The following is a 23,611-nucleotide window of genomic DNA, read 5'->3' on the forward strand; positions in this document are numbered from 1 at the left end:
GCGGTATTCACTGTGCTAACGGAAAGCATTGGTTACACAATAAGAGCAGGCTGTCGTAAGCAGACTGCTCCTTTTTTCGTTGTGCTATCCCATTCGAAGAGAAACCCTATTTATTACGCAACAGATAAACCAGCTTCTTATAATATATCGCCGCTTCTTTGTACTTTCGCTGATCCTCTGACACAACAGCTAGCCCTTCATATAAATGCTCCAGCCTTAGGAAATGCTGTGCGGATTCAAAATAAGGTAGACATGCCGAAGCTCGTTCCATAAATACACTTTGATCCCCATGGGATAGCGCAAGCTGGCTTTGATAAAAGATTCCACTCATCTGCTGATCCTGCGTCGTCGCACAGTGCAGCAGTTGATCCACACTTAGCGCAAGCATGCCCCAATCTTTGCGTGCCAAGGCGATTTCACAGCGATAAATGAGAATGAGCGGCTTCATACCGTGCTGCGTTTCTTCTGATTCCTGTTGCAACAGCGACTCGAATCTTTCAATTTCAGTCATGGCCTGATCCAGCTCACCTGATATCGTCAGCATGACGATCCGATTGTTCGCAATAGCGGTCATCAGCTCCCCCTGATTGCTGGTGTACACCAAGTTTGCCTCCGCCATCGTCAGCGCTGAGAGTGCCTCTTGCACAAGCCCCATGGTGAAGCAATATCCACTATAAGCCACATATAGTCCAGATAAACGATGAAATAATCGCTGATCTACGACATGACGCATCGTCTGCTCAAACACCTGCTTGGCCTCTTCATACTGTCTGACCTGAATGTACGCTTCCATCTTGATGTTCTGCATTGACAACCAAAACTCGCTTCCTTGAAGAAGCAACGAACTAAGGCGAGTCGCGTGTGTAAGAACCTCCACAAAAGCATGTTTAGAACGATAATATTGTATTTTGTAATATAATAATGCCTTGTATAATGGGCGCGGTAGATCCGAATCATCCGGACGACCGTACTTCTCCAGATAGAAGTTCAGATATGAGCTATGTATATATTCATGTGCAGACGCATCGTTTAATTGCTGGTAATAGACTGCCTTCATTAACGCAGTGGTTAACTCCACCGTAAGTGTATCATCTCGGTCATCCAGTTCATGCACCTTCTCCTCTGGGATCGCCGAGGCGGCAACCGACAACTGGTCAAAGATCCCTTCGGCACGCGAAAGTGTCTCTTCATCCTGTGCAGCAGCTAGTAATAGGTACGATGGCTGTACCCCCAACCGCTCTGCGATGGCTTCTGCCAAGTCTTCAGGAAGTGCGTAGCGTTCTGCCAAAATATTAGCAAAGTGTGCCTGGGTGACCAGGCCATCCACAAGATCCTTGCGCGAGATTTGTTTCTTTTTACTTAGAAATTCAATTCGTTCCTTGAGCATAATTTTATATATCCTTTCTATCATTTTGACAAATAAAATAGATGAATAGTCGTCTTCATGCTATGCACTATCATCGCAAACTTAAACGCCGAATGCCACACTATTCCTAAAAATGAATCAAACGGTTTCCGTTTCGGAGCCAATTGTTTTACAATAGGGAGGTATGTAACATTTGAGCTGAATATGAAAGGATGCCAATATATGATTATTAAACCAAGAACACGTGGTTTTATCTGTACAACTTCCCATCCTGTAGGCTGTGCTGCACAGGTGCAGGAACAGATTGAATACGTTAAATCCCAGCCTGAAATTAAAGGTCCGCGTAATGTGCTCGTCATCGGCGCTTCAACTGGATATGGACTGGCTTCACGCGTGGTCTCTGCCTTCGGAGCAGGTGCCAATACAATCGGTATTTACCGCCCAAGCACGTCCACAGACAAACGTACAGCTTCCGCAGGTTGGTACAATTCTGCCGCGTTTGAGACAGCAGCCGAACAAGCCGGTCTTCAATCGTACAGCATTACGGGCGACGCATTTGCAAACGAAACGAGAGAGAAAGCTGTTGAACTGATCCGTAGCGAATTCGGTCAAGTGGATCTCGTTGTATACAGCGTTGCTTCCGCACGCCGCGTTGATCCCAATACAGGTGAAGTGTTCAACTCCGTTCTGAAACCGATTGGACAATCGTACACGAACAAAACGGTTAACTTCCATACGGGTGAGGTTAGTTCAGTTACCTTGGAACCAGCAACCGAAGAAGAAGTTCGCCAGACCGTAACCGTCATGGGCGGAGAAGACTGGGAACTGTGGATCGATGCATTGCAACAAGGCGGCGTACTAGCTGATCATGCTACAACGATCGCGTTCTCTTACATCGGACCAGAACTTACGCAAGCCATCTACCGTGAAGGCTCCATTGGTCAGGCGAAAGATCATTTGGAAGCGACAGCGCACAAGCTGAATGATCGTTTGAGTACTACGGGTGGGCGTGCTTACGTTACCGTTGCCAAAGCATTAGTAACTCAATCCAGCTCAGCTATTCCGGTTGTACCGTTGTATATTTCCGCATTGTACAAAATCATGAAAGATAAAGGATTGCATGAGGGCTGCATCGAGCAATTACAGCGTCTCTTCGCGGATCGTCTCTATGCAGGTGGCGATGTGCCAACCGATGAACAAGGTCGCATTCGCATTGACGATTGGGAGATGAGAGACGACGTGCAGGAGGAAGTTGCGAAGATCTGGAACGAGCTGACCACCGATAATATCTATGATCTGTCTGATCTCGAAGGTTACCGTAAAGAGTTCTTCCAACTGTTTGGTTTCGAAACCGACGGCGTAGATTACGAAGCAGATGTTGATCCTAATGTAGAGGTTCCACACCTTCGCTAATTGAAAATTGATTTATTTCATCCCGTACAATCTCCAGTAACAAACTCTAGGTTTTAGTTAAAGTTATGATCATACCTAAACGGCAGTCCAAGATGCTATTAGCACCTCGGACTGCCGTTTATTATTTGATAGGTTTATTTCTTTTATTTAACCATGCCTGATTTCGCTCATTAAATACGCCATTATGTGAAGAAACATAAGCTGTACTTGCGGATTGAGGATCAATATATAGCTTGGCTCCATTTACAGCTACAGCAGCATCGTTGAACGCCCCAGCAATAAGCTTCAGCTTATCGGGTAATAGGCCATGTCACCCGCTACGAAAATCCCTGATAGATTCGTAGTAAGCTGATCATATGCATAAACACTGCTCAATTCCATATCAAGTCCCCAGTTTAGCAAGTCCGCATGATTTCCTGATGAGCCATGATTGATAATGACATCATCTACGGCAATGTTCAGGGTTTCGTCTGTATGATCCCCATTGTTATCCACCCCCGCAAGAGTAACTGCGTCAATTGCATTTCCCTTCCCATGGAGCTGTGCGATTTGATAGGGATGAAGCACTTGGATGGATGATTGCATGACGTAGCTCACATTTTTTTCATGACCACCCAGACGCTCTCTACGGTGAACCAATATGACCTCTGACGCAATGTTCTCCAAGGCCATCGCCCAGTCTACAGCCGTATCGCTTCCACCCGATAACAGTACGCGTTTGTTTCGAAATCGCTCCAGACTGGTGACCGTATAATGCAGATTCGTCACTTCGTAACGATCCGTCCCCTCCAGTTCCAGCTTAGTGGGCTGCCAGACACCGTAACCACCTGCCAAGATGATTGTTCGTGTATAGTGACGTTCACCCGAATGGGATGTCATCAGCCATGTGCCGTCATGCATTCGTTCAACATGGGCAACTTGCTGTTTGAGTACAATGGTGGGATCGAAAGTCTTTGCTTGCTCGATTAATTGCTCAATCAATTGGTCACATCGAATTGGCGTTATCCCGCCCACATCCCATATGATCTTCTCGGGATAGATTAGCAGCTTACCACCCAGCTCATTCTTCGCTTCAATCAGCTTTGTTTTCATATCCCTCATCCCGCTGTAAAAAGCGGCATATAAACCAGCCGGGCCTCCTCCAACAATGGTTACATCATACAACTCATCTTCATGCTGCATCGCGTTTCTCCCCCTTCCTCCCTGACATTAATTAACTGCTCCTGTTAACACGTGAACCGCTTCTTCCAACGTCACGCCTACCGAGATCGGATCATACGTAAACCAGGTTTTTGCGGGTATTTCATATACTTTATTATTTTTGACCGCCGGCAACTCTGACCAGATCGCAAGTTTTTGTGCTTCTTTATACGCGTTATCACCATCAGAATCGGTGACCACTACAACCATCCGATCGGCAGCATATTTCGCAATTTCTTCAAGTGAAACATCCTCTGTGCTAGTGAAGTTTGGATTTTTCTCCATCTCTTCCAAAATGAGCTCAGATGGCTTTATACCCAACCCATTGTAGAAGGCATGACCGATATCTCTTCCTCCGTACACACGAATGGATTTCCCGAAGAATCGAATAATGGACAATGTTTCATCAGCCTGAATAACATCCTGTACACTCTCTTTCGCTGCAACAGCTTGCATATCATAATCTTTAATAAAGTCCTCAGCTTCTTTTTCCTTACCGAATATATTGGCAAACGTACGCAAATTGTTCCATACATCATCACTGCTCCATGGGACGATTACAGTAGGAGCAATTTTGGCATAGGTCTCATAATCGATCCCGTCAAAGTCAGTAGCTATAATTAAATCGGGCTGGAGTCCAGCGATGGCCTCGAGATTCGGCGTTTCGCCTATATCCACCACGCCTTCGGTGAACTTGGCCAGATTGGGACTTGCTTCGCCTAATAGGCGGGTAACCGTTCCAACCGGTTTAATGCCTAAAGCGCTCAATTCACCTACATAATATGTGGCAACAACACGCTGCGGAGCCTTTGGAATAAGCACCTCTCCGTTCACCGTGTTTACACTTTTCATTGCGGTCTGTTCTACCGCTACAGAGTCATTTCCGGTTCCATTTGTTACGGTACTTGTTGTCTCAGACCCAGTGCATGCTGAAATAATCAGCAGAAGTATTGCCATACAGCCACCAAAAATCGATTTTTTTATCCAATGCATTCGTCTATCCCCATCCATTCAATAATGATAATCATTATCATATTATAAAAATAGAACAGGTTCACCGCTAGATCGAATCGTTCACTTTAACTGGTCCTATTGTTCGATTAATGGACGCTGATCAGCCAAAATAGATTGTACCTTTTCCAACTGGATGGCGATATTAATCGGATCATAATGCAGCCATTCACGGTGATCCAAGAAGATGATCGACTGATTGACTGCAACTTCAAAGCTTCGCCAATGTGCGTTTGTTCTCAAAAAGTCAATTTGCTCCTCCCGCCAGGGTACAATACAACAACATTCAACTGTCCTCTAAAATCAACCATTTGTTCCATGCCGATCTCTACGCTATGAAAATTCGCGTTCTGATCCAAACACCGCCGAACGTAGGGATGCGGTTCATACTCCAAAAGTTCATAGAAAATGCAGCCTACATCACGATTACCGTATAGGTAACAATGCTCATGGGCGATTTTGAACACGCTAATCCGGGTATCAGGAGAGATACGGGAGTGGAGCTGATTGCGAATATGTGCCGCCCGGTTATCCAGTTCCTGTATGTATTCAGATGCGTTGCTCTCCTTGCCAAAAAGTCTAGCCAACGTCATCATGTGCTCACGCCAATTCATCGAAAGCCAGGGAACATGTACAACTGGAGCTAGCGCTCGTAACCGATTTTGCCATTTTTCATTATCGTAGCTTAAAATAATCTCCGGAGCATACTGCGCCAAAAACTCAGCCTGCGCTTGGACAGATAACGTTCTTGGTAATTCTGCTACCAGCTCACGGACCTTCTCATCGAATTCCTCACCCATACTATTAAAGCTAGCCACTTGGGGAAACACACCACACGCGAACAAATGATGTGTAAGCGGGTAGCTAAGAGATGCCACAAGTTGAGGCACAAATTGTTGTTTAAAAGCCGAAGGGGAAATGCCCATCATTTTACGAAACCGTTTGCTCAAATACCAAGCATCGCTGAACCCAGACAATCTCGCAATTTCCGTAAGATCGGTATGTTCTCCTTCCAATAGTAGTTCAATGGCGCGATGCACACGTAAGCGATCCAAGTAAATCGAAGGCGTTACATCAAAACTTTTTTTGAATCTAACCGAGAAATAGGCTGGTGTAATTCCTGCTTGAACGGCCAGTTCGTCTCTAGTAATGATATCCATGTAATGGTCTTCCATAAAGTGCTTAACCTCAACCATAACCTGATCCGTGGTCAGAAGAGAGGCTTGTTCTTTTTCCCTATGATCTATCCACCATAGAAGCATTTGTTGCAAAAGAATATGCGCTTCCAGATAGCCTCGCTCAGTCTCGATCTGTTCGATGGCAAGAGTGTGCAGACGATTAGAAAGCACCGCCAGTTCTTCTGCATGAACAACATAGCAGCTAGTTGGACGATCTGTTTCTCGTTCCCATGTATTCCTCTTCTGCGCCTCATTCGGTTGGTTCATAAGCTGAAGTGGGGCAATCTCCACCCAGATCATCTCCCACTCTCCACCATGCTTCATGGTCTGCAGTTCGATGGTTCCCGGCTCTCCAAGAATGGCGCTGTCTGGAATCAAAGCATAGCTGTGATGTTCTGTATGCACCATACCGCTACCTGTTACCCCCACAAGCATCCACGGAGAAGCCGTCTGAAGATGCTGCTTTCCTTCAAGCGCCAGCCTCTTCAAACGTCTGATTGATTCAAGCACATACACCTTTTTACCGTGAAACTGCATCTCACTGCCCCTTTCCTAACACCTTATGCGGCTATCAGATTTCCGTCGTCCGGTGAACCTACAAAGATAAAAAAAGAAGCACCACCCTCTTGGATGAACTGCTTCTTATGTTTGATCTTTTGCAATTGCTCCTGTTTGGTCGGTTTAACTCTGACATGCTGGGATAATGCTCCGTAGTTTGCGTTAACTCTGCGGCTCTGCTCCGGACAATAGACGCCAGCGCGCTCTGCTTTGCGTAATGCCTTTTTTGTTTGTGTTCGTGCCATGATGACAACACACTCCTTGAATTGGGATATCCCCAATATATCATGTGTATCAGGAGAATGTGAAGGCATGAATGCCCGGAGGCAGTACATCTTACCGACACATTCAACAAACTATTACTCTTTAGACAGGAAGCCAGTGATGGTTATTTTGCTGCTTTGGTCGCTTTCTTTTGCCGGGTTTGCCACGTTTCAATCGGTTCGTGATCCTCTTCCTCAATTAATTCCATCGCCTCTTCGATTCTTCTCGATTTGAACAAAGTAATTAAGTCCATTAGATCTTCTCGATCCAGTAACTTTACACCATTCACAGCAGCGAGTGTGCGACACGCCTCCGTGTATCTAGCCGACGTCAATACAACCGAACGATCAGCTTCATAATAACGCATGGATGTAAAGATCTCCTGCACAGCACTTAGCCCTACGGGATGGTTAGCGCCATATCGCTTCGCTTGAATGACATTTCTTCGACCCAATCTGTCGGTAAACACGAGGTCTGCTCCAAAATCTCGGCTGCTTGTCGTCTTGTGCACCTCGTCATATCCCATCTGTTGAAATAAATGAAATAGATACAGCTCGAATTCCGATCCATCCTGCATTTTATCAATGTCTCGAATTGTAATTTTGCGGGGATTGGCTTCTCTGCGTATGCGCTGCCCTCGCCCAATAATACGGCGAATAATCCATACAAATAGAAGTAATGCAGCGATACAGCCGATGACCCAGATGGTCCAATTTTCGTTCCAATTCATGTCTGTTCTCCTTGTCCATTCCCTTATAGAGGTTGTTCAAAAAGTCCGCTTTTGATTACGAAGGATACCTAACGGCATCTCAGCGTCGAAGATGGAATTCAGCCGAAATGTCCGTTGCTCACGTAGTTTTCCCTACGCTCCGCTACTCCATTTCTATCTTCATTCCATCTTCTCGGTACTGAAAACCGACCTTTTTGAACACACACTTATAAAATGATGCCAAATCTATGATTCCTCTTCACCACCGGACTAAATATATCAGACTTCCATCTCGACCGAAAGAAGATGAATTCCTTGTAACCGCCAAAATTCTGCAAACAACTACAATTACCTATTTATTGTGATAAAAGGTTACAGCGCATTAGGTTGAATTCAACTAGATATAAATGGTAGAATTCAACAATCGGTTCTATTGCGAACCGCAGAAAGGTGGTTTATAACTTGCACACACTTAACAAACGAAATACCAAAACATGGGCTGCCCTCATTCTTAGCGGCATGCTCCTCTTCAGCATGAATACACCAAGCTACGCAGCAACTTCGTCGGAAGCGTTGACCAAGCCTTCCTGGACTTCCTCATCGCTCATGCTCTCTGAAGTGAACGCTCAGGAAGACGTTAGAGTTAAGGAGATTCACGCCGTGCCCTCCAAAAATCTCGTGTACGTGCACTCTTATCAGCCTGTAACCAAAATCAACAGCAAAACGACGCTGGATTGGAATCTGGACTCACTCCAGGCACTGGATGCTACAACAGGTAAACTGAAGTGGAATGTTATTTTCCATGAGAAAAGTGGCCCTTATACTACATACTCCAATTCATTGTACGCCGATAACGGAACAGCCTATGTATACATGGAATATTCCGATGGAACGAAAAAAGTGTATTCCTACAATACATCCGGTAAAACGAACTGGGTCAAAACGGTAAACGCGCCATCTAACTTATATCTAATGAATAATGGCACGTTAATGATCGCTTCCAGCACGGGGCCTCTATCAAATGGTTCTGTTCGTTCATCCATTTCACTCTATGACGCAAAGGGCAAGCTGATCACAGCGAAAACCATCAATGGGGCTGTGCTAAAAGCAGGGAATGACCGCATCGTTGTAGACGCCAGCAAACAGACCAAAGTAGGCAACAACTGGCAGCAAGCAGGGAATCCGAAAGTTGAAATTTATGATCTCACGTTGAATCGTCTTTCCTTCTATCAATTCCCTGCGAACGCTAACACGATCGGAGACGGTGGCGGCGAATCGCTGGCAATCCTGGAAGATGGCTCAGTGATTATGCGTGCCAATTTCGACAATACAGGCAATAAACTCATGGGCTTTGGTTCAGATGGTAAACTTGCCTGGGGTCGATCCATTGCCGGCAATGCCTTTGTGCAAACGGCAGGTAACGGATATACCGTGTTTACAGGACAGAAGCTTGAACTGTATACGATGAAAGGCAAAGTAACGGAGCGCATGTTCAAGGATCAGCAAGATGTATTAACTGTCGTAGAACACACACAGGATGGAAATTACAAGATTGATTTTGCTAACACAGGGTATATTCTTGATCCTACGACGTTGGAAAGCATTCACGAATATACATTTACCTCATCTCCTGAAGATATGAAGGGTTACTCCACCTATACGGATGATATGATATATACCTTCAAGGACGAGGCACTGTCTAAGTATGTCCTGAACACAGCGAGTAATTAATACGTAAATGTTTATAAGCATCTGTTTCCTGTCTACTACATTTATAATGAAGTAACAGAATATTTTACAGGTAAGTCATCGTGCAGATGCAAGCAAAAATCCAGGAGCGTTCCAACCGGAACTCCTGGATTTTTCACTTTTCGTCGCCCTTTACTCTTGTTCACCTTCAGATTACCACGACGTTATTTCCAATTCTCTTCAATGAATTCATCGCGCCCAGATATCGCACGGTCTTCTTTATAATGCTTCTCGTTTTTCTTGTGGTAGTCTTGATGGTAGTCCTCTGCTGGGTAAAACACTACTGCATCACGAATCTCTGTTACAATCGGTTGATTGAAGCGACCGCTGGATGCTACCGCCTGTTTGGATTGTTCTGCAAGTTCACGTTGACGTTCATTATGCACAAAAATGGCTGTTCGGTATTGTGAACCCCGATCCTGGAACTGTCCGCCATCATCGGTAGGGTCAATCTGAGGCCAATATAATTCCAGTAATCGTTCATAAGGGAATACCTCAGGATCAAACGTGATTTCCACCACTTCAATATGTCCCGTCTCTCCTGTTTTGACCTGCTCATATGTTGGATTATCGACGTGACCGCCGGTATAGCCGGATATGATACCATGTATGCCCGGTTGCTCTTCAAACGGTGTAACCATACACCAGAAGCAACCTCCAGCAAATGTAGCTTTCTCCACTCCACCTCATCCTTTCTAATTAAGCAACACGCGCCCTAACCAAAGTATAAGAAATACATCTATTCAAGTAAATATAATAACAAATAAGAGGTTGATGCAAATCCACTAATGTGGACTTCCATCAACCTCTTCGTCGTCATCCGTTATGTTATCGAGCCCTTGCGTTACCTACTACACACACCTTCATGCGTGTTTGCAAGAATTCGCAGTATCTTGAATTTCGTTACCCGCGGCTACGACCCATAGAACGGAAGATCAAGCTCACGATGGCTACCAGAACGATAGCACCGATTAATGCCGGTACGATGAAGAATCCGCCCATTTCTGGACCCATATCTCCCAGAATGACTCCACCTAACCATCCACCGATGAAACCAGCTACGATGTTACCAATTACACCGCCGGGAATGTCACGACCAACGATAAGTCCTGCCAACCATCCAATGATACCACCGATAATTAATGACCATAACCAACCCATATCATTCACCTCTAATTAAAAGTTTTTGTTGTTGTCTGTCTACTATTAACCGCTACGGAAGCATTTAAACACCTATACGAAATTTGTTGTATATTACCTTATTTCCATAACATTCATTTCTAGGCTGCCACCCACGACGGTATCAGATTCATTCTTGATATAACTTCCGGTAACGGATTACTTACACAGCAGAGCTGTTTGCTACCTCCCGAAAGTCATTGTATGTCTTACCAGACAACGTTAGTATAACCAATTGAGATTTATAATATTTTGGGTGCCATCCGATCATGATCGTACAACAGGATAGGGGCAGATCAATAAAAACCAGCACGTCCTTTGCCAGGCTGCGTCATCCAATTATGCTTGTGGCTCTTGTCCAACTCACCACGCATGGCTTGAATGATCTTCACCATATCTGTCTCTCCGTTCTGGTGCCATTCCAATGCTGTACTAACATACAATTCTCCTAGCTGTGCGAGTGAAAAGGTATCCGTCAAACGCGCTGCTTCCTTCGTGCCTTCCTCACCAGCGAACACTGCGAAGCCCCGCTGCTGCAAATATTGCAGGCGCAATGCTTCATCTGGCATTGGAATCTCATACGCACGGTCGAAACGTCCGGCACGGTTCATCAGACCCGGATCTATTTTCTCTGGATAATTCGTTGTCCCAATTAAGAAAATACCTTCTTTGGACGTCGCACCATCCAGCGTGTTCAGGAAGAATGAACGTACCTCCTCCGGCATGGAATCGATATCCTCAATAATTAGTACCATCGGTGCTAGACGCTTCGCCGCATCGAACACATCACGTACCGATTCACTATTCGTGTATTCCGTGATCTGCCAATAAGCGGCAGGCCCTGGAATGCTTCCCGCAATCGATTTGACCAATGTCGTCTTACCGTTACCCGGATGACCGTAGAGGAGAATTCCACGTTTGTAAGGGATATCGTAATCCCGATAGAAGGAGCGATCCGCTTCGAAGAACTGATCCAATGAGCGGAAAATATCTTGTTTGATCTGTGGCGATAATACCACCTCATCTCTGGTCACTGAACGAGTAATCGACTCTGAATGACGGTCACTGCCATTGCGCGCATCGGTGTACACCGTTACTTTTTTCATATTTTGCTGTCGTTCACGCTCACGCACACTGCCGAGAAATTGCTTCAGCTCTTCTTCGCCGATGGCAAAAACAAAGTCCTCGTTATATATTCCATTGTCCCGGAAAAAAGGAATGCGTACAAGCGCCACACCCCAGCTTGGATAAGCAAACACATTGTTGCGGATGGAGTAATGCACACCATAAGATGGCATATCTCCCTCGTCATCATAATGCAATGTACGCAGCTCCAAATCATCGAAGATTCGAGCGACAAGCTCCACTTCAGAATTCTCGCTACGTAGATCCTCTTTCAGCAGATCCCAATATTCACTATTGGGATCATCGCTCGCAAACAGTTCATAACGAGTTCCATATCGCTCATAGAGCGCCTCCGAAATGCCGCGAATAAGACGTGCATATGCTGAATATCCTTCAATTCTACCATCATTATGTTCGTCGAAGGCATAAATTGCTCTCGTTGAATTTGTTTCCTTCACATGTTCCTTGTGTACTGTCATTATTTAGCTCCCTTCACAGCGGCAAGCGGTTTACATTTGGCAACAACTTGAGCCAATCCCGCGCCGGTGACGCTATCAATAATTTCATCAACATTTTTATAGGCCTGTGGTGATTCATCAATAATTGATTCAAGTGAACGCTGGTTGACCACAATCTCATTCTCTGTCCCTACACCCAGCGCGCGTTCAAAATCCGCCAAAGTGACTAGACGCTTCGTTGCATTACGTGAACGGATTCGCCCCGCACCATGACAGATGGAATAGAAGTTATCTGCTCCTTGCGGTTGACCCACCATGATATATGAAGCTGTGCCCATGGAGCCTGGAATTAGCGCAGGGTGTCCAGTGGCGAGATATGGCTTCGGATTATCAGGATGATGCGCTGGCAATGCACGTGTTGCCCCTTTGCGATGTACGAAGACTGAGCCTTGATCTGCATGGGTTTCCTCCCAAGCATAATTGTGCATCAGATCATACAGTGTTCGGAATTCGCATTTGGAGCCAAATACTTCACGGAAGGCTTCACGAATCGAGTAAGCAATCAGGTGACGGTTCACCACAGCGTAGTTTAGTGCAGAATACATCATATTCACATAATGACGGCCTTCGGCATGTTCTAATGGGGCAAAAACCAATCTTGGATCAGATGTGCCGAGCCCATTTCGCTGCATCATTTTGGCGATTGCAGTTGAACTGGTCTGACTTATATGCCCTCCCCAAGTGCGAGAGCCCGAATGGATCATCACTACAATTTGTCCGTCAACTAGCCCCCATGCTTCAGCAATATCACGATTTTCCTCGGCGATCTCAATCGCTTGAATTTCGGCAAAATGATTCCCTCCCCCAACGTACCTAGCTGGCGGTGAGAACGATGCCACGTCATATCCGGGACAAGATTCAGCACTTCCTCGTCAAATGTGAACTTACTGCTCTCCACATGAGTAATGGACGTAGACTTCTTAGGGGTGTAGCCGTCCGGAATATATTTCTTCGGTAATCCATGTAATCCTTTGCGAACAATATGCTCTAATCGAATATCCGAATAATGCCCCCGCTGGTTCGCTTCCATTGGCAATACCTTTTCAATCGCCTTGACAAGTTTTCGCCGTAATTTTACATCTTTCAAATCATCTTTATGCAAATTGGTCATATGCACTCTCATGCCACAGCCAATGTCGCTGCCTACAATCGAGGGAGATACATAGCCATTGGTGGAATCCCATACCGCTGTTGTTCCAATACATGTTCCTACACCGACATGAACGTCAGGGGTATAACTCATATACGAAATTCCAGGGATCTGTAGATTGTTATTGGCCATCTCGAACACTTTATAGTCTAGAGAGGAGAATAGCTGTTGTGCGGCATATACCGTTAGATCTCCCGCCGGCAACTTGACCTCATGCCGGTATCCGCCCAAGGAATCATTGGCATCCGCAAATAAATTAGGTTGTGTATTCATAAAATTGGTTTATTCCTTTCATTTATCCGTAGTTTTAAACATTTTCTATATTGCCGTTATATCCAGATTCGTTGTCCCTCTTCTGCAAAAGGCACAAAAAAAGAAGCCATGGACAGAACGCCCATAACTTCTTCATCACCATATCGGAAAACAGTTGCAGCATGAAGAAGCTGCGACTCTATTTTCCATCGCTAAATTAGCGGAGAACAGCCTATCCATACAGAGTCGTTCTGACTCTTCACAGATACGCTCCATCTCCTATGTTGCCCGTATGAGGCCGATGAGACAATGAGCTGGATATGCAATTGTGTGTGAACTGCGTTGTGATTTCTGTTGCGTGTTATTCCAATTGTAGCCCAGCGTCATGACTCGCGACCTCCCTTCGTAAATGATATATACAATATTAAGCGGATTTCTTTCCATGTGTCAACCCTATTCTTGGAAATTCTAATAAGCTCTGCGATCGGAAACCGTATCCAGTGGTGTAGCTCTTTAACATGATGCACAACAAAAAGGCAAGATCCGCTGTAAGCGAATCCTGCCTCTTTACTGTCCTTTATACCTGTTATTTCAAGAAAACTTAAGCTTACTTTCCTGCTTGTTGCTCCAACTCTTCGACCGGATTTTCGTTCTCTTTTTCCGGTACTTTGGAAGAGAAGAACCAGCCGCAAACGGCAATCGCAATCAGGACAATATAGAATCCGAATTTCCAAATTTTATTTTCCGGGAAATGCTCATCCAGTACACCGAGGGAAGGATGGGCAAGTGTGATAACTGAAAGCTTAACCCCAACCCAACCTACGATGACAAACGCAGCTACTTCAAGTCCTGGACGGGAGTGCAGCAATTTAACGAAGAATGAAGCTGCAAATCGCATAATCACGAGACCAATGAATCCGCCCAAGAAAATAACGATAAACTGTCCGCCGTCGAGACCACCAATTGGTGCTAATCCACTTGGCGGCAACGCAACAGCAAGAGCAACAGCGGCCAAGATCGAGTCTACAGCAAATGCAATATCTGCTACTTCAACTTTGAAGACGGTCATCCAGAAGCCAGCTTGTTTCTTGGGTTTCTTCGGTGTCTGATCTGCCGCTTCATCTGTTTTGTTACGACTACCCAAAATCTTCTTGACGATATGGTTGATGGAGATATACAAGAGGTACAGTGCACCAATCGCCTGAACCTGCCACACATCAACGAGGAACGAAATTAGGAACAACGATCCCAAACGGAATATAAATGCTCCTAACAAACCATAAAACAACGCCTTTTTGCGTTTATCATCTGGTAAGTGTTTGACCATGATTGCGAGCACTAATGCATTATCTGCTGCCAGCAATCCCTCCAGGACAACTAAGACGGCGAGAACCCATCCATACTCCAATAATAATGATAACTCCAAAATTGACTCCTCCTTAGTATCCTTATGATGTACAAAAAAAGGACCTTTACCATCGCTGGTAAAGATCCTTTTTATCCACAAAAAGAGACCTTTACCCAGCATGAAAACTTGGTAAAGGTCTCGCTAACAACAAATTGCTGCCAATAAAGCCGGGGATAAATCCCGAATTGACGACTTTACTGTGAAAGCTACTCCCCTTTAACATCAGGATATGTAGTTTTAGATGAAACAGGCTTAAATAACCTGTTCTCATCATATTCATAACGTTAATTAAAGTCAAGCTTTATTTAACGAACCATTTTTCGAATAATCAATCCGTTAAAATGTTATCTACGGTATACGCTTCTGAACCAAAAGCTTCATCTGAACATAGGATATGACGAAGATTGTTTAAGCTGGAGGGACAAGGAGGAGACAGGTTGATGAAAATAGCTATGGTTGCACCAGAAAAACTGCCTGTACCTGGAAACGGATCTGTCGAGATCTGTATCTTAGGTATCGCTCGCGAACTCGCCCTCCGACATGAAGTGACCATCATCAGCCGTGAAATGCCCGGACTGCCGACAACGGAATATGCCGAGGGAATGACTATACGGCGTTTACCTGCCTCCAGTACAGAGAAATATACCCAAGCAGTTATTCGTTTATTGAAACACCACAATTTTGACCTGATTCAAGTCGACAACAGGCCGCGCTGTATGGCTGCCATTAAACGAAGCCTTCCTCACATTCCTGTAGTGCTCTATCTCCATTCCCTTACGTTCGCACAGCCTGGATCAGCACGTCTTGCTTTGATGCGACAGGCCGATCTGATTGCTGTCAACAGCCTTTCACTCAAACAGCGACTCAGCCGTAGATTCCCCCAATTAACAAGGCTCATGTCTGTCATTCCGTTAGGTGCCGATCTGGAACGCTTTAAGCCTGCTACAGCGATTGAACGACTATACCTTCGAACAGAATTTAATATATCAGAGCCTTTCTCCGTCCTCTATGTTGGCAGACTCATCCCTGGCAAAGGAATCGATGTACTGATTCGTGCGATAGCACTCCTGCAACAAGAAATATCGGTCAAACTCATTATTGCAGGCAAAGGGCCACCCCAATACGTTCGTAAACTTCGTCAACTAGCCAAAAAAATGAACGTACATGCTTCTTTTCGTGGACAGATTGCGCATAAACGCATCGATCGTTTATACCGAGCTGTAGACTGCCTTGTGTGCCCCTCTCAGCAACATGAAGCTTTTGGACTGGTGAACGTTGAAGCTATGGCCTCAGGTATTCCTGTTATCGCCTCAGACAATGGCGGAATACGAGAGATCATTGATTCTGGGCATAATGGTTATTTAATATATCCATATAACAGACCCGAGCCTTTTGCTACAATCCTATATAAGCTAGCTGATAATCCTTCGCTGGCTCGTTCCTTAGGGGAAAACGGAAGAGAGCACGCCGTTCAAAAGTTTAGCTGGGAGCGCACGGCATTACATCTAGAAGCTGCCTATACCCGGATGATTCGCGAATAGTTCTGTTTATGGCATCAAAAATCGAGGCAGACTTTCACATTGAACGAAGCTTGAGAGATCAAGCCTTTTCACGTGATTGCCAGCCTGTTATAAAGGTATCCATGTGTGGAACGGGTACCTGCACAATCTCGATTAGCTCAACGATTATCATATCCTTCATCGCAAATCTTACCTTAGCGCAAGTCTGTTGACTGAAGATATCATAGAAGTCTGAACCGCTCCAACAGCCGTGAGGAATTAGATGCGGATCGTTAACAATATATCCTACGGTTCCAATTGGTGGCATGACAACCTTGATTGCGTGTTGATCCCTACGATTATCAGGATCTTTGACCAGAAACAACATGTCTCCTACATGTAAAGCTCCAACACCGTGATAGTGTTCCATCCCATACATGGCTGTAAATAACTCTTTACTCATGAATTATACTCCTTTATGTTTTTTCATCATTTCACTTGGGAACTTACGCTTCCCTATCATAAAGCTCCAACCATTGATTTAATTGATTACGAATTTCCTTTCGGAATTCACGGGGTTCTAACACCTCGGCTTGAGGCCCGAATTGATACAGCCACTTCAGAAATTCACGACTGCTGTTCAACGTCACTTCGAATAACAACCCACCGTCAGGCATATCTGTCATACGTGGACGAACAAACATCTCCTCTTCCTTTATGTAAGGGGCTACTTTATCCGAAAATCTAACTTTAAAATGGATATGTTCGTCCCCACGGTCGATAGACCATGTATTCTTCATGTACTGCGTTATGTTGAAATCACTTTTGTCAAAATGATTGTTGATTCGAACTACGTCAAGAAATCGACTGATTCGAAATAAACGCACCTTTTGCAGCAAATGACAATAACCAATTAGATAAAAGCGTTGATCACGCGGTATAAGATAATAGGGGTCAATGTCCCGAATTGTGATTTCATTATTCGTCAGTGTATGGTACTGCGTTCGAATCGTTTGTTGATGAAGAATAGCTTCAATAATCGGAATTAACAAATTGGGATCTTTACCTTCTTCCCGATAGGCAGGAGTGCCCATACGAATAATACCTGCAATATTTTCCACAATTTCACTGCTTTTGGCATTTGCTCTGGAATGAGCGGACATCACTTTATCAAACGCAGAATCGAATTCAATAGGCAGCTTAGAGGTATCCACGACAGATGGAAGCATGGAGAAAACCATCGCTTCCTTTTCCGTAAAATCAAGAGGATACATGGAAAATCCCCCAATAAAACGGTAACCTTTGCCATAACCTTCATTTGTTATAGGGGCAACCCTGTCCAAAATCCGTAGGTCACGATATATCGTGCGTACCGTTGTATTACATTTTACAGCCAATTCTTTGGCTGTAATACCGGGATTTGCTTGTATAGCCTGAAGTATACGTAGCAGACGAATTAATTTCTCTGTCATGTAGTTTCTCCCCTTCGATACTTTATCGGCAAGGAAAACTAGTTCCTTTAGTACACTGGTAAATCTTTAGACCCAATTTTATTTCGCAATTTCACCACCAACATCTAGTTCTCTTGCACTTATAACGCTATTCCAATATACATTCTCTTACTTGCTTGCGTAAATTAATAATTCAAAGCCCTATTACCCATGTCTGATTACCTATATTAATTTTCACAAAAAAAGCCTTATCTCTGATTCAAGAGACAAGGCTTTAGCTTATAAGGTATGTAGCACTACCAATTGCGTTAGTACATGGATCATGTGCTCAGCAAGTTCAGGGATATCCCCCATCTGTTCCTCGTTCACGTTACGGTCAAAATGAACTTCGGCGGAGACATGATATACCCTCGGCACCTCTTCATATACGTACTGAAGCTTCAGGACAATGCTCTGCTGCGGCCAGCTCTGTTGCAACAACGTATGTATTCTCTCACAATCTGAGTCGGGCTGTACAACCTTCATACCAAACCGAAGTTGCAAACGACAACCGGGCACCCCATCAGGCTTCTCTAATATTTCAGCAGCAATGGCTTCAAGAGAACTGCTTAACACTACTTCCCCAGTCACTTCAGGGTGTGACCGCAAACTGAATTGCAACGTAAACTCTCTGGACATGCTCGCCATCTCTAGGCGATCTTGGCGATCCGTAATAAGAATGAGCTCATCCAGATTATCGAGGTCATAGAGCGTATTCTCGAAGCCTACTTTCAGATTATCAAATACGATTGGATCAAACATGATACATACCTACTTTCTTTTCCTTCAACTTAACTAGACTCAGCCATTCCCATATTATAAACGTATGAGCACCCTAATACGTTACTGCCTCATCGTTTCATCTGGCAGTGGTTACATCTTATCATCTGATGAGGGTTGTTCATACGTCCATTTTGCTCTCCTATCCATACAATTAAGAATAGCCCAGTCCAATGGACTGGGCTTGATAAGGTGGGAATCCCTCAGGATCTTACACCTTGCTTATTCTTCAGTAGACTTCTCTTCCTCAGACGCTGGTTCTGCTTCATCTGCAGAAGCCGTAGGCTCTTCCTCAACCGCTTGTGGCGGCATCACGGAAGCGATAATAGAATCAGGTGACGTAATTAGCGTCAAGCCCTTATCTAGTTTGATATCGGCAGCTGTTAGACGATCACCGATCTCCAGTCCACTTACATCTACCTCGATAGAAGTAGGCAAGTCAGCTGGCAAGCCTTCAACCTCCAACTGAGTTTCCTGTGTCTGGAATACGCCGCCTGCCTTTGAGCCAGCCGCTGTACCTTGGAAATCAAGAGATACACTTACGCTGATTGGTTTATTCTTAGAAATCTGCAGAAAGTCTACATGCAACAAGCGTCCGTTACGTTCCTGTTGATCCTTGATCAACACTGGAACTGTTTTGCCACCCTCGACATTGAGGTTGAACATTTCGGAGCGTCCTGTACGCGCTACCTTCAGCATTTCTTTTTCATCTACATGTATTGAGGTGCCATCTTGTCCTGGTCCATACACGACAGCCGGAACTCGACCGCCCTGTCTCAGCAGGCGCAAGGCTGCACCTTTCTTTTCAGTTCTTGGGGTTGCCGTAAGTTGAGCCATTTTTCCGTTGGATTTCATGATTGAACATCCTCCTTCAAGGGATCCCTACTTCATATTGGTTTGAGGAAGCCAGATGCTTCGCAATTAAACCAAATGGGTCTTTATATTCTGTGGCCTAATTAGGAGCCATATCTATATTTACCCCATTGAAAGAGGTTCTCAAACATGACTTGTACATTTTTTTTATTTTTTGGCTATCATGTCCTCCCATCCCTACAACCAATTATGCTTATTTCATCATTGGATTGTGTCTGCTATTTTAATTAATGTTTCGTAGTCATATAAGGGTTCAAGATTGTTATTTTTTCCTGCAACCAGTGAGTAGGTTAACCCCTCATTCCTCCAATAGATCGCACTTACATGCTCATTTCCTTGATCCCATGTTTGCGAGCCGTTGGCTAGTTTTAACCCTATCTTTCCATTAGGAGACGTATTAACCTTTGAGTTGGTAATCATCATAATCAGGTTTAATCCCTGGTCTGTATTGGCATACGTAATTTCTACAGCATCATATGGCTCATTGGCCGCTAGAACTCTTGTTGATTTTTCAGTCACTTGAAATGGAATTGAAGGTTGTTTGATCTCAAATGGAATCTTCGCCTCTGCCTCTTCAAATGGAATTTCGACTGGAGGATTCAGATCCGAATCATAGGTCAGTTGAGGACTTTCTGTGTTATGTAAACAAGAAGACAGCAGGATAGGAATCATACAGAGTAGCAGCAGCTTACTTATAGCCTTCATTACATCACCTCAATTATAAAGTCGTTACTTTCATTACGTTCCCAAGCACTAAAAAGTTCCATAATTTTACCAATTAAGGTTAAAACGAGTACTATACATCCAGAATTATTGTGGTCATCTTTATTCTCTTCAAGCGATTAACCATGTATCTATATTGCATTAAAAAGCAGCCGGAATTCCTTCCGACTGCCTGCACGTTATGTGGTTTTATGTTTTGTTTACACCTTGTCGATTACAACCTGATTAAATTATGCACTATCCTGTTTTTCTTCAGCCGTTGCCCGAATAACCTGCATCTGATCTGACCCACTGCGCACGATAATTTGCACATCTCCATCTTCAGGCACGATATCCACATAGCGGTCTCCGCACGTATCTTTGGCCTCCCACTCGTTCAATCGTATGATCAAGCCAAGATGATGCAGACCTGCGGCAACACGGAATCTAGCTTCTGCCGCATTTCCTACACGTTCTAGAGGAACAGCTCCATCTTTCATACCTGTGCCCCAGACCCATACATCCCATCCTTCATAGCGCTGATCCTCTCGTTCATATCGAAGGGTAACAACGCGTGAAATTTGCTTATGCACCTTTGTCGTCACCGAGGCACGAATGCCATCAGCCTCTGCAACGATGTCGCTTGATCCAGGCGTTAGCGCACGTACAATGCCAGCAGTACTAACTGCCGCTACTTGTGGATTCGATGAACTCCAACGAAGTTTGCTTCCTTGAAGCGGTTGCCCAAATTGATCCAGCACCAATGCTCGAAAACGGCTAATGCGCGTGGTGTACATAATCGGCTCACCCACGATCTCAATTCGCTCAGCATAACGTTGCTCCACCTGCAATGTACAGGTCGAGGTAAGTTCGCCAGAATGAACAGTGATGGATACTTCTCCTGTCTGCACGGCCTGGATTGCACCATCAGGCTGGATACGCATCACATCAGGATTAGAAGAAGTCCACCGTACCGCTGTGTTCTCCACAACATTGCCTAGAAGATCCCTCACGATGGCTCTTAGCTCTGCTGTCTCCCCAGGACTGTACACCTGGCGTGGACTATTAATCTCAATCACGGCTGGTTCTGCAACACATGCACGCTCTGTATCATATAGCACCATCAGCGACCACCGCTCAACAGAGACGGTTGTATTAACGGTTGTGATTGGCTCCGTACCCGCATGTTGATCATCCACCACAACATGCCAGTTTCCTTCCGGCAGATGAACCTGCTGCTGATTAGCGGAGCCGTTATATATAACGATGATCTGATTCCACGTATCTTGATTCGCTCCATCGTGGAGCATAAAAACAACGACGTGGCCTTCAGCACGCATTATGCGCAGATGATTTCGTACCTGCTGGGCTTCGATCATGCGAAAAGCCGGATGTGTACGACGTAGATGAATTAATCCACGATAATAATCAAACACAGGACGGAACCTTACTTTATTAGCCCAAGTAATCGTATTAACCGCATCTCCGCTACGATAGCTGTTCTGATCCCCTGCTTTGGAACGGAGCATTTCATCCCCAGCATGCAGAAAAGGAATGCCCTGAGAGGTCAATAGAATACCTGACGCTAACAAGGAGCGACGAACCATCTCATGATCCAGGACATGATTCTCATCAATATATCGGTAGGGGGCAGCTGCTTTTACCGCAGATTCGGCACTGCCACCTTCTACAGGCTGACCATCTTTCCACGTCGGAAAACCAAGTTCATGACGGAGGTTCATCGTGGTTGCGATTTTGTCCCATAAATTGAGGTTATCATGAGCCGTTACATAGTTGACCGTTTCTATAGGAGATGATGTAAAATCATCCAATGCTCCCGCTACTCCTGTGATCAGATCATACTCTTTTCCAGCAGCCCCGGTGGCAAATCCGGTACCCGCTGCGTCACTATCCCCTTTAATGGCACTGCGAAAATGATCATTGAACACGGCAAACCCCTGACCCCGCTGCGTTCCTTTAAGTGTTTTTCGCTCTAACGGTGAGTCTCCTCCCGTCCAAGGTTCACCGTAAATTAACATCGACGGGTCGATATGCTCTCGTAGCTCACGTGTTAATTCATTCATCGTTTCTGTATCAATCAGTCCCATGAGATCAAAACGAAAACCATCGATATGATACTCTTCTGCCCAGTATAAAAGAGAATCTACGATATATTTTCGCACCATAGGACGCTCGGTAGCCAGCTCATTCCCCACGCCTGATCCGTTGCTAAGCGTACCATCCCCATGATGACGATAGAAATATCCAGGTACGATGCGTTCGAACGGGCCTTCCTCTACGCTATACGTATGATTGTATACGACATCAAGGACCACACGTATCCCTTGCCGATGTAGCGACTGTACCAAGGACTTGAACTCCCTAATCCGAACTGCTGGATCATGCGGATCAGTCGCATAAGAACCTTCAGGTACATTATAATGCTGTGGGTCATATCCCCAATTATACGGAACCCTAGCCCCCGGAGTAACTTCGGAAGTAAGCAATTCATTGACCGTCTGATAATCGGCTATAGGCAGCAGGTGTACATGTGTAACGCCTAATTCAGCAAGGTGATCCACGCCGATGGAATTGCCCGCATTGTCCGTCAGTCCCGAAGCCGTAAATGCAAGATACTTCCCCTTATACGGAATGTTGGCATGTGGATCTGATGAAAAGTCTCGTACATGTAATTCATAGATCACGGCATCTACCGGGTGCAGAAAAGTAGGCTTCACATCCTGCTCCCAATCCATTGGGTGTGTATCCTCTAGATCAATAATTGCTGTCCGCTGTCCGTTAGCAGACACAGCCCGAGCATAAGGATCAGCCACCACTTCTATGCGTTCATCGGCGTGAGTGACCTGATACATGTAATAATAGCCCGCCCAATTCCCTTCAAGACTCAAGCTCCATATTCCATCTGCCTCTCGAGCCATTAAATACTCTTGACCATCTGTATGTTCAGTTACTTTTCCCTTTGCATCATAGATCCCAGCATCTTCAAAAAGGAGTAGTGAAACCTGTTGTACCGTTGGTGCCCACAGTTTTAAAAAACTAGCAGCACGAGTATATGTTAAGCCAAGATCGTTGCCATCATAACGAAAAGATGTCCATTCCGGCATCGTTCCCACCGCCTTTATAAGCTTGAATTTCATATTGTCCCGATGTTACGAAGTGGGACGCC

The 23,611-nt window shown here is 45.0% G+C and carries 19 protein-coding genes and 2 pseudogenes; 3 read left to right on the plus strand and 18 right to left on the minus strand.

The genetic code is table 11. The features are described 5' to 3' along the window. Window positions 1–106 precede the first annotated feature (106 nt). A complete protein-coding gene (locus DMB88_RS22870) occupies window positions 107–1,387 on the minus strand; it encodes an XRE family transcriptional regulator (protein WP_128103202.1) in 1,281 nt (426 codons plus the stop codon). A 201-nt stretch (window positions 1,388–1,588) separates the two neighbouring features. On the opposite strand from DMB88_RS22870, the gene fabV reads away from it, so the two are divergent. Then, window positions 1,589–2,779, plus strand: coding sequence for an enoyl-ACP reductase FabV (gene fabV / locus DMB88_RS22875; RefSeq protein ID WP_128103203.1), 1,191 nt, complete (start codon window positions 1,589–1,591; stop codon window positions 2,777–2,779). Between the two features lie 121 nt (window positions 2,780–2,900). Here fabV and DMB88_RS22880 read toward each other — a convergent pair. The 6 genes and pseudogenes from DMB88_RS22880 to DMB88_RS22900 all read right to left on the minus strand — a co-directional run bounded on the left by DMB88_RS22880 (window position 2,901) and on the right by DMB88_RS22900 (window position 7,720). Continuing rightward, window positions 2,901–3,961: pseudogene (locus tag DMB88_RS22880) on the minus strand (NAD(P)/FAD-dependent oxidoreductase). A 27-nt stretch (window positions 3,962–3,988) separates the two neighbouring features. After that, window positions 3,989–4,972: an ABC transporter substrate-binding protein gene (locus tag DMB88_RS22885; protein ID WP_164848775.1), complete on the minus strand. Its 984-nt coding sequence runs from the start codon at window positions 4,970–4,972 to the stop codon at window positions 3,989–3,991. 96 nt (window positions 4,973–5,068) lie between these two features. Then, window positions 5,069–5,233, minus strand: coding sequence for a hypothetical protein (locus DMB88_RS30345; protein ID WP_164848776.1), 165 nt, complete (start codon window positions 5,231–5,233; stop codon window positions 5,069–5,071). Continuing rightward, the gene (locus DMB88_RS22890; RefSeq protein ID WP_128103205.1) at window positions 5,230–6,705 is read right to left on the minus strand and encodes a helix-turn-helix domain-containing protein; all 1,476 of its coding nucleotides are present in this window, start codon (window positions 6,703–6,705) and stop codon (window positions 5,230–5,232) included. Before DMB88_RS22890 ends, DMB88_RS30345 begins: the two co-directional genes overlap by 4 nt. Window positions 6,706–6,728: 23 nt before the next feature. Beyond that, entirely contained in the window at window positions 6,729–6,971 is a 243-nt protein-coding gene (locus DMB88_RS22895) for a hypothetical protein (RefSeq protein WP_128103206.1), read from the minus strand. 143 nt (window positions 6,972–7,114) lie between these two features. Next, the gene (locus tag DMB88_RS22900; protein WP_128103207.1) at window positions 7,115–7,720 is read right to left on the minus strand and encodes a restriction endonuclease; all 606 of its coding nucleotides are present in this window, start codon (window positions 7,718–7,720) and stop codon (window positions 7,115–7,117) included. A gap of 441 nt (window positions 7,721–8,161) precedes the next feature. Here DMB88_RS22900 and DMB88_RS22905 point away from each other — a divergent pair, with 441 nt between their 5' ends. Further along, complete coding sequence (locus DMB88_RS22905) at window positions 8,162–9,430, plus strand: outer membrane protein assembly factor BamB family protein (RefSeq protein WP_128103208.1); 1,269 nt, start codon at window positions 8,162–8,164, stop codon at window positions 9,428–9,430. A gap of 182 nt (window positions 9,431–9,612) precedes the next feature. Here the strand turns inward: DMB88_RS22905 and msrA are convergent, their stop codons facing one another. The 5 genes and pseudogenes from msrA to DMB88_RS22930 form a co-directional block, all read right to left on the minus strand. Further along, entirely contained in the window at window positions 9,613–10,128 is a 516-nt protein-coding gene (gene msrA / locus DMB88_RS22910) for a peptide-methionine (S)-S-oxide reductase MsrA (RefSeq protein ID WP_128103209.1), read from the minus strand. Window positions 10,129–10,351: 223 nt separating this feature from the next. Further along, entirely contained in the window at window positions 10,352–10,609 is a 258-nt protein-coding gene (locus tag DMB88_RS22915; RefSeq protein ID WP_056701367.1) for a GlsB/YeaQ/YmgE family stress response membrane protein, read from the minus strand. Between the two features lie 314 nt (window positions 10,610–10,923). After that, window positions 10,924–12,231, minus strand: coding sequence for an AAA family ATPase (locus DMB88_RS22920; RefSeq protein ID WP_128103210.1), 1,308 nt, complete (start codon window positions 12,229–12,231; stop codon window positions 10,924–10,926). After that, a pseudogene (locus DMB88_RS22925) lies at window positions 12,231–13,693 on the minus strand (RtcB family protein). The gene DMB88_RS22920 and the pseudogene DMB88_RS22925 overlap by 1 nt, the downstream one beginning before the upstream one ends. Window positions 13,694–14,279: 586 nt before the next feature. Continuing rightward, window positions 14,280–15,098 (minus strand): TerC family protein, encoded by an 819-nt coding sequence (locus DMB88_RS22930; protein ID WP_128103211.1) that lies wholly within the window; start codon window positions 15,096–15,098, stop codon window positions 14,280–14,282. Window positions 15,099–15,520: 422 nt separating this feature from the next. Here DMB88_RS22930 and DMB88_RS22935 point away from each other — a divergent pair, with 422 nt between their 5' ends. Beyond that, window positions 15,521–16,621, plus strand: coding sequence for a glycosyltransferase family 4 protein (locus DMB88_RS22935; protein WP_128104571.1), 1,101 nt, complete (start codon window positions 15,521–15,523; stop codon window positions 16,619–16,621). A 58-nt stretch (window positions 16,622–16,679) separates the two neighbouring features. Here DMB88_RS22935 and DMB88_RS22940 read toward each other — a convergent pair whose 3' ends face one another. The 6 genes from DMB88_RS22940 to pulA form a co-directional block, all read right to left on the minus strand. After that, entirely contained in the window at window positions 16,680–17,042 is a 363-nt protein-coding gene (locus DMB88_RS22940) for an HIRAN domain-containing protein (RefSeq protein ID WP_128103212.1), read from the minus strand. Between the two features lie 43 nt (window positions 17,043–17,085). Next, window positions 17,086–18,051 carry a helix-turn-helix transcriptional regulator gene (locus DMB88_RS22945; RefSeq protein ID WP_128103213.1) on the minus strand — a complete coding sequence of 322 codons (966 nt, stop codon included), beginning with the start codon at window positions 18,049–18,051 and terminating at the stop codon, window positions 17,086–17,088. Between the two features lie 258 nt (window positions 18,052–18,309). Next, window positions 18,310–18,831: a hypothetical protein gene (locus tag DMB88_RS22950; protein ID WP_128103214.1), complete on the minus strand. Its 522-nt coding sequence runs from the start codon at window positions 18,829–18,831 to the stop codon at window positions 18,310–18,312. 240 nt (window positions 18,832–19,071) lie between these two features. Beyond that, complete coding sequence (locus DMB88_RS22955) at window positions 19,072–19,704, minus strand: 50S ribosomal protein L25 (protein ID WP_128103215.1); 633 nt, start codon at window positions 19,702–19,704, stop codon at window positions 19,072–19,074. Between the two features lie 219 nt (window positions 19,705–19,923). Beyond that, window positions 19,924–20,427: a hypothetical protein gene (locus tag DMB88_RS22960; RefSeq protein WP_128103216.1), complete on the minus strand. Its 504-nt coding sequence runs from the start codon at window positions 20,425–20,427 to the stop codon at window positions 19,924–19,926. Between the two features lie 248 nt (window positions 20,428–20,675). Next, window positions 20,676–23,549: a type I pullulanase gene (gene pulA / locus DMB88_RS22965; protein WP_128103217.1), complete on the minus strand. Its 2,874-nt coding sequence runs from the start codon at window positions 23,547–23,549 to the stop codon at window positions 20,676–20,678. Window positions 23,550–23,611 lie beyond the last annotated feature (62 nt).

The sequence above is a fragment of the Paenibacillus sp. DCT19 genome, from assembly GCF_003268635.1.
Classification (GTDB): Bacteria; Bacillota; Bacilli; order Paenibacillales; family Paenibacillaceae; genus Paenibacillus.

Bases quoted from the DNA above. Each gene is read 5' to 3' on its own strand.
- DMB88_RS22915 (WP_056701367.1), bottom strand. From the start codon at position 10,609: ATGGGTTGGTTATGGTCATTAATTATCGGTGGTATCATTGGATGGTTG.
- DMB88_RS22945 (WP_128103213.1), bottom strand. From the start codon at position 18,051: ATGACAGAGAAATTAATTCGTCTGCTACGTATACTTCAGGCTATACAA.
- DMB88_RS22950 (WP_128103214.1), bottom strand. From the start codon at position 18,831: ATGTTTGATCCAATCGTATTTGATAATCTGAAAGTAGGCTTCGAGAAT.
- DMB88_RS22890 (WP_128103205.1), bottom strand. From the start codon at position 6,705: ATGCAGTTTCACGGTAAAAAGGTGTATGTGCTTGAATCAATCAGACGT.
- DMB88_RS22940 (WP_128103212.1), bottom strand. From the start codon at position 17,042: ATGAGTAAAGAGTTATTTACAGCCATGTATGGGATGGAACACTATCAC.
- fabV (WP_128103203.1), top strand. From the start codon at position 1,589: ATGATTATTAAACCAAGAACACGTGGTTTTATCTGTACAACTTCCCAT.
- DMB88_RS22885 (WP_164848775.1), bottom strand. From the start codon at position 4,972: ATGCATTGGATAAAAAAATCGATTTTTGGTGGCTGTATGGCAATACTT.
- DMB88_RS22960 (WP_128103216.1), bottom strand. From the start codon at position 20,427: ATGAAGGCTATAAGTAAGCTGCTGCTACTCTGTATGATTCCTATCCTG.
- DMB88_RS22935 (WP_128104571.1), top strand. From the start codon at position 15,521: ATGAAAATAGCTATGGTTGCACCAGAAAAACTGCCTGTACCTGGAAAC.
- DMB88_RS22920 (WP_128103210.1), bottom strand. From the start codon at position 12,231: ATGACAGTACACAAGGAACATGTGAAGGAAACAAATTCAACGAGAGCA.
- pulA (WP_128103217.1), bottom strand. From the start codon at position 23,549: ATGCCGGAATGGACATCTTTTCGTTATGATGGCAACGATCTTGGCTTA.
- DMB88_RS22895 (WP_128103206.1), bottom strand. From the start codon at position 6,971: ATGGCACGAACACAAACAAAAAAGGCATTACGCAAAGCAGAGCGCGCT.
- DMB88_RS22955 (WP_128103215.1), bottom strand. From the start codon at position 19,704: ATGAAATCCAACGGAAAAATGGCTCAACTTACGGCAACCCCAAGAACT.
- DMB88_RS22900 (WP_128103207.1), bottom strand. From the start codon at position 7,720: ATGAATTGGAACGAAAATTGGACCATCTGGGTCATCGGCTGTATCGCT.
- DMB88_RS22870 (WP_128103202.1), bottom strand. From the start codon at position 1,387: ATGCTCAAGGAACGAATTGAATTTCTAAGTAAAAAGAAACAAATCTCG.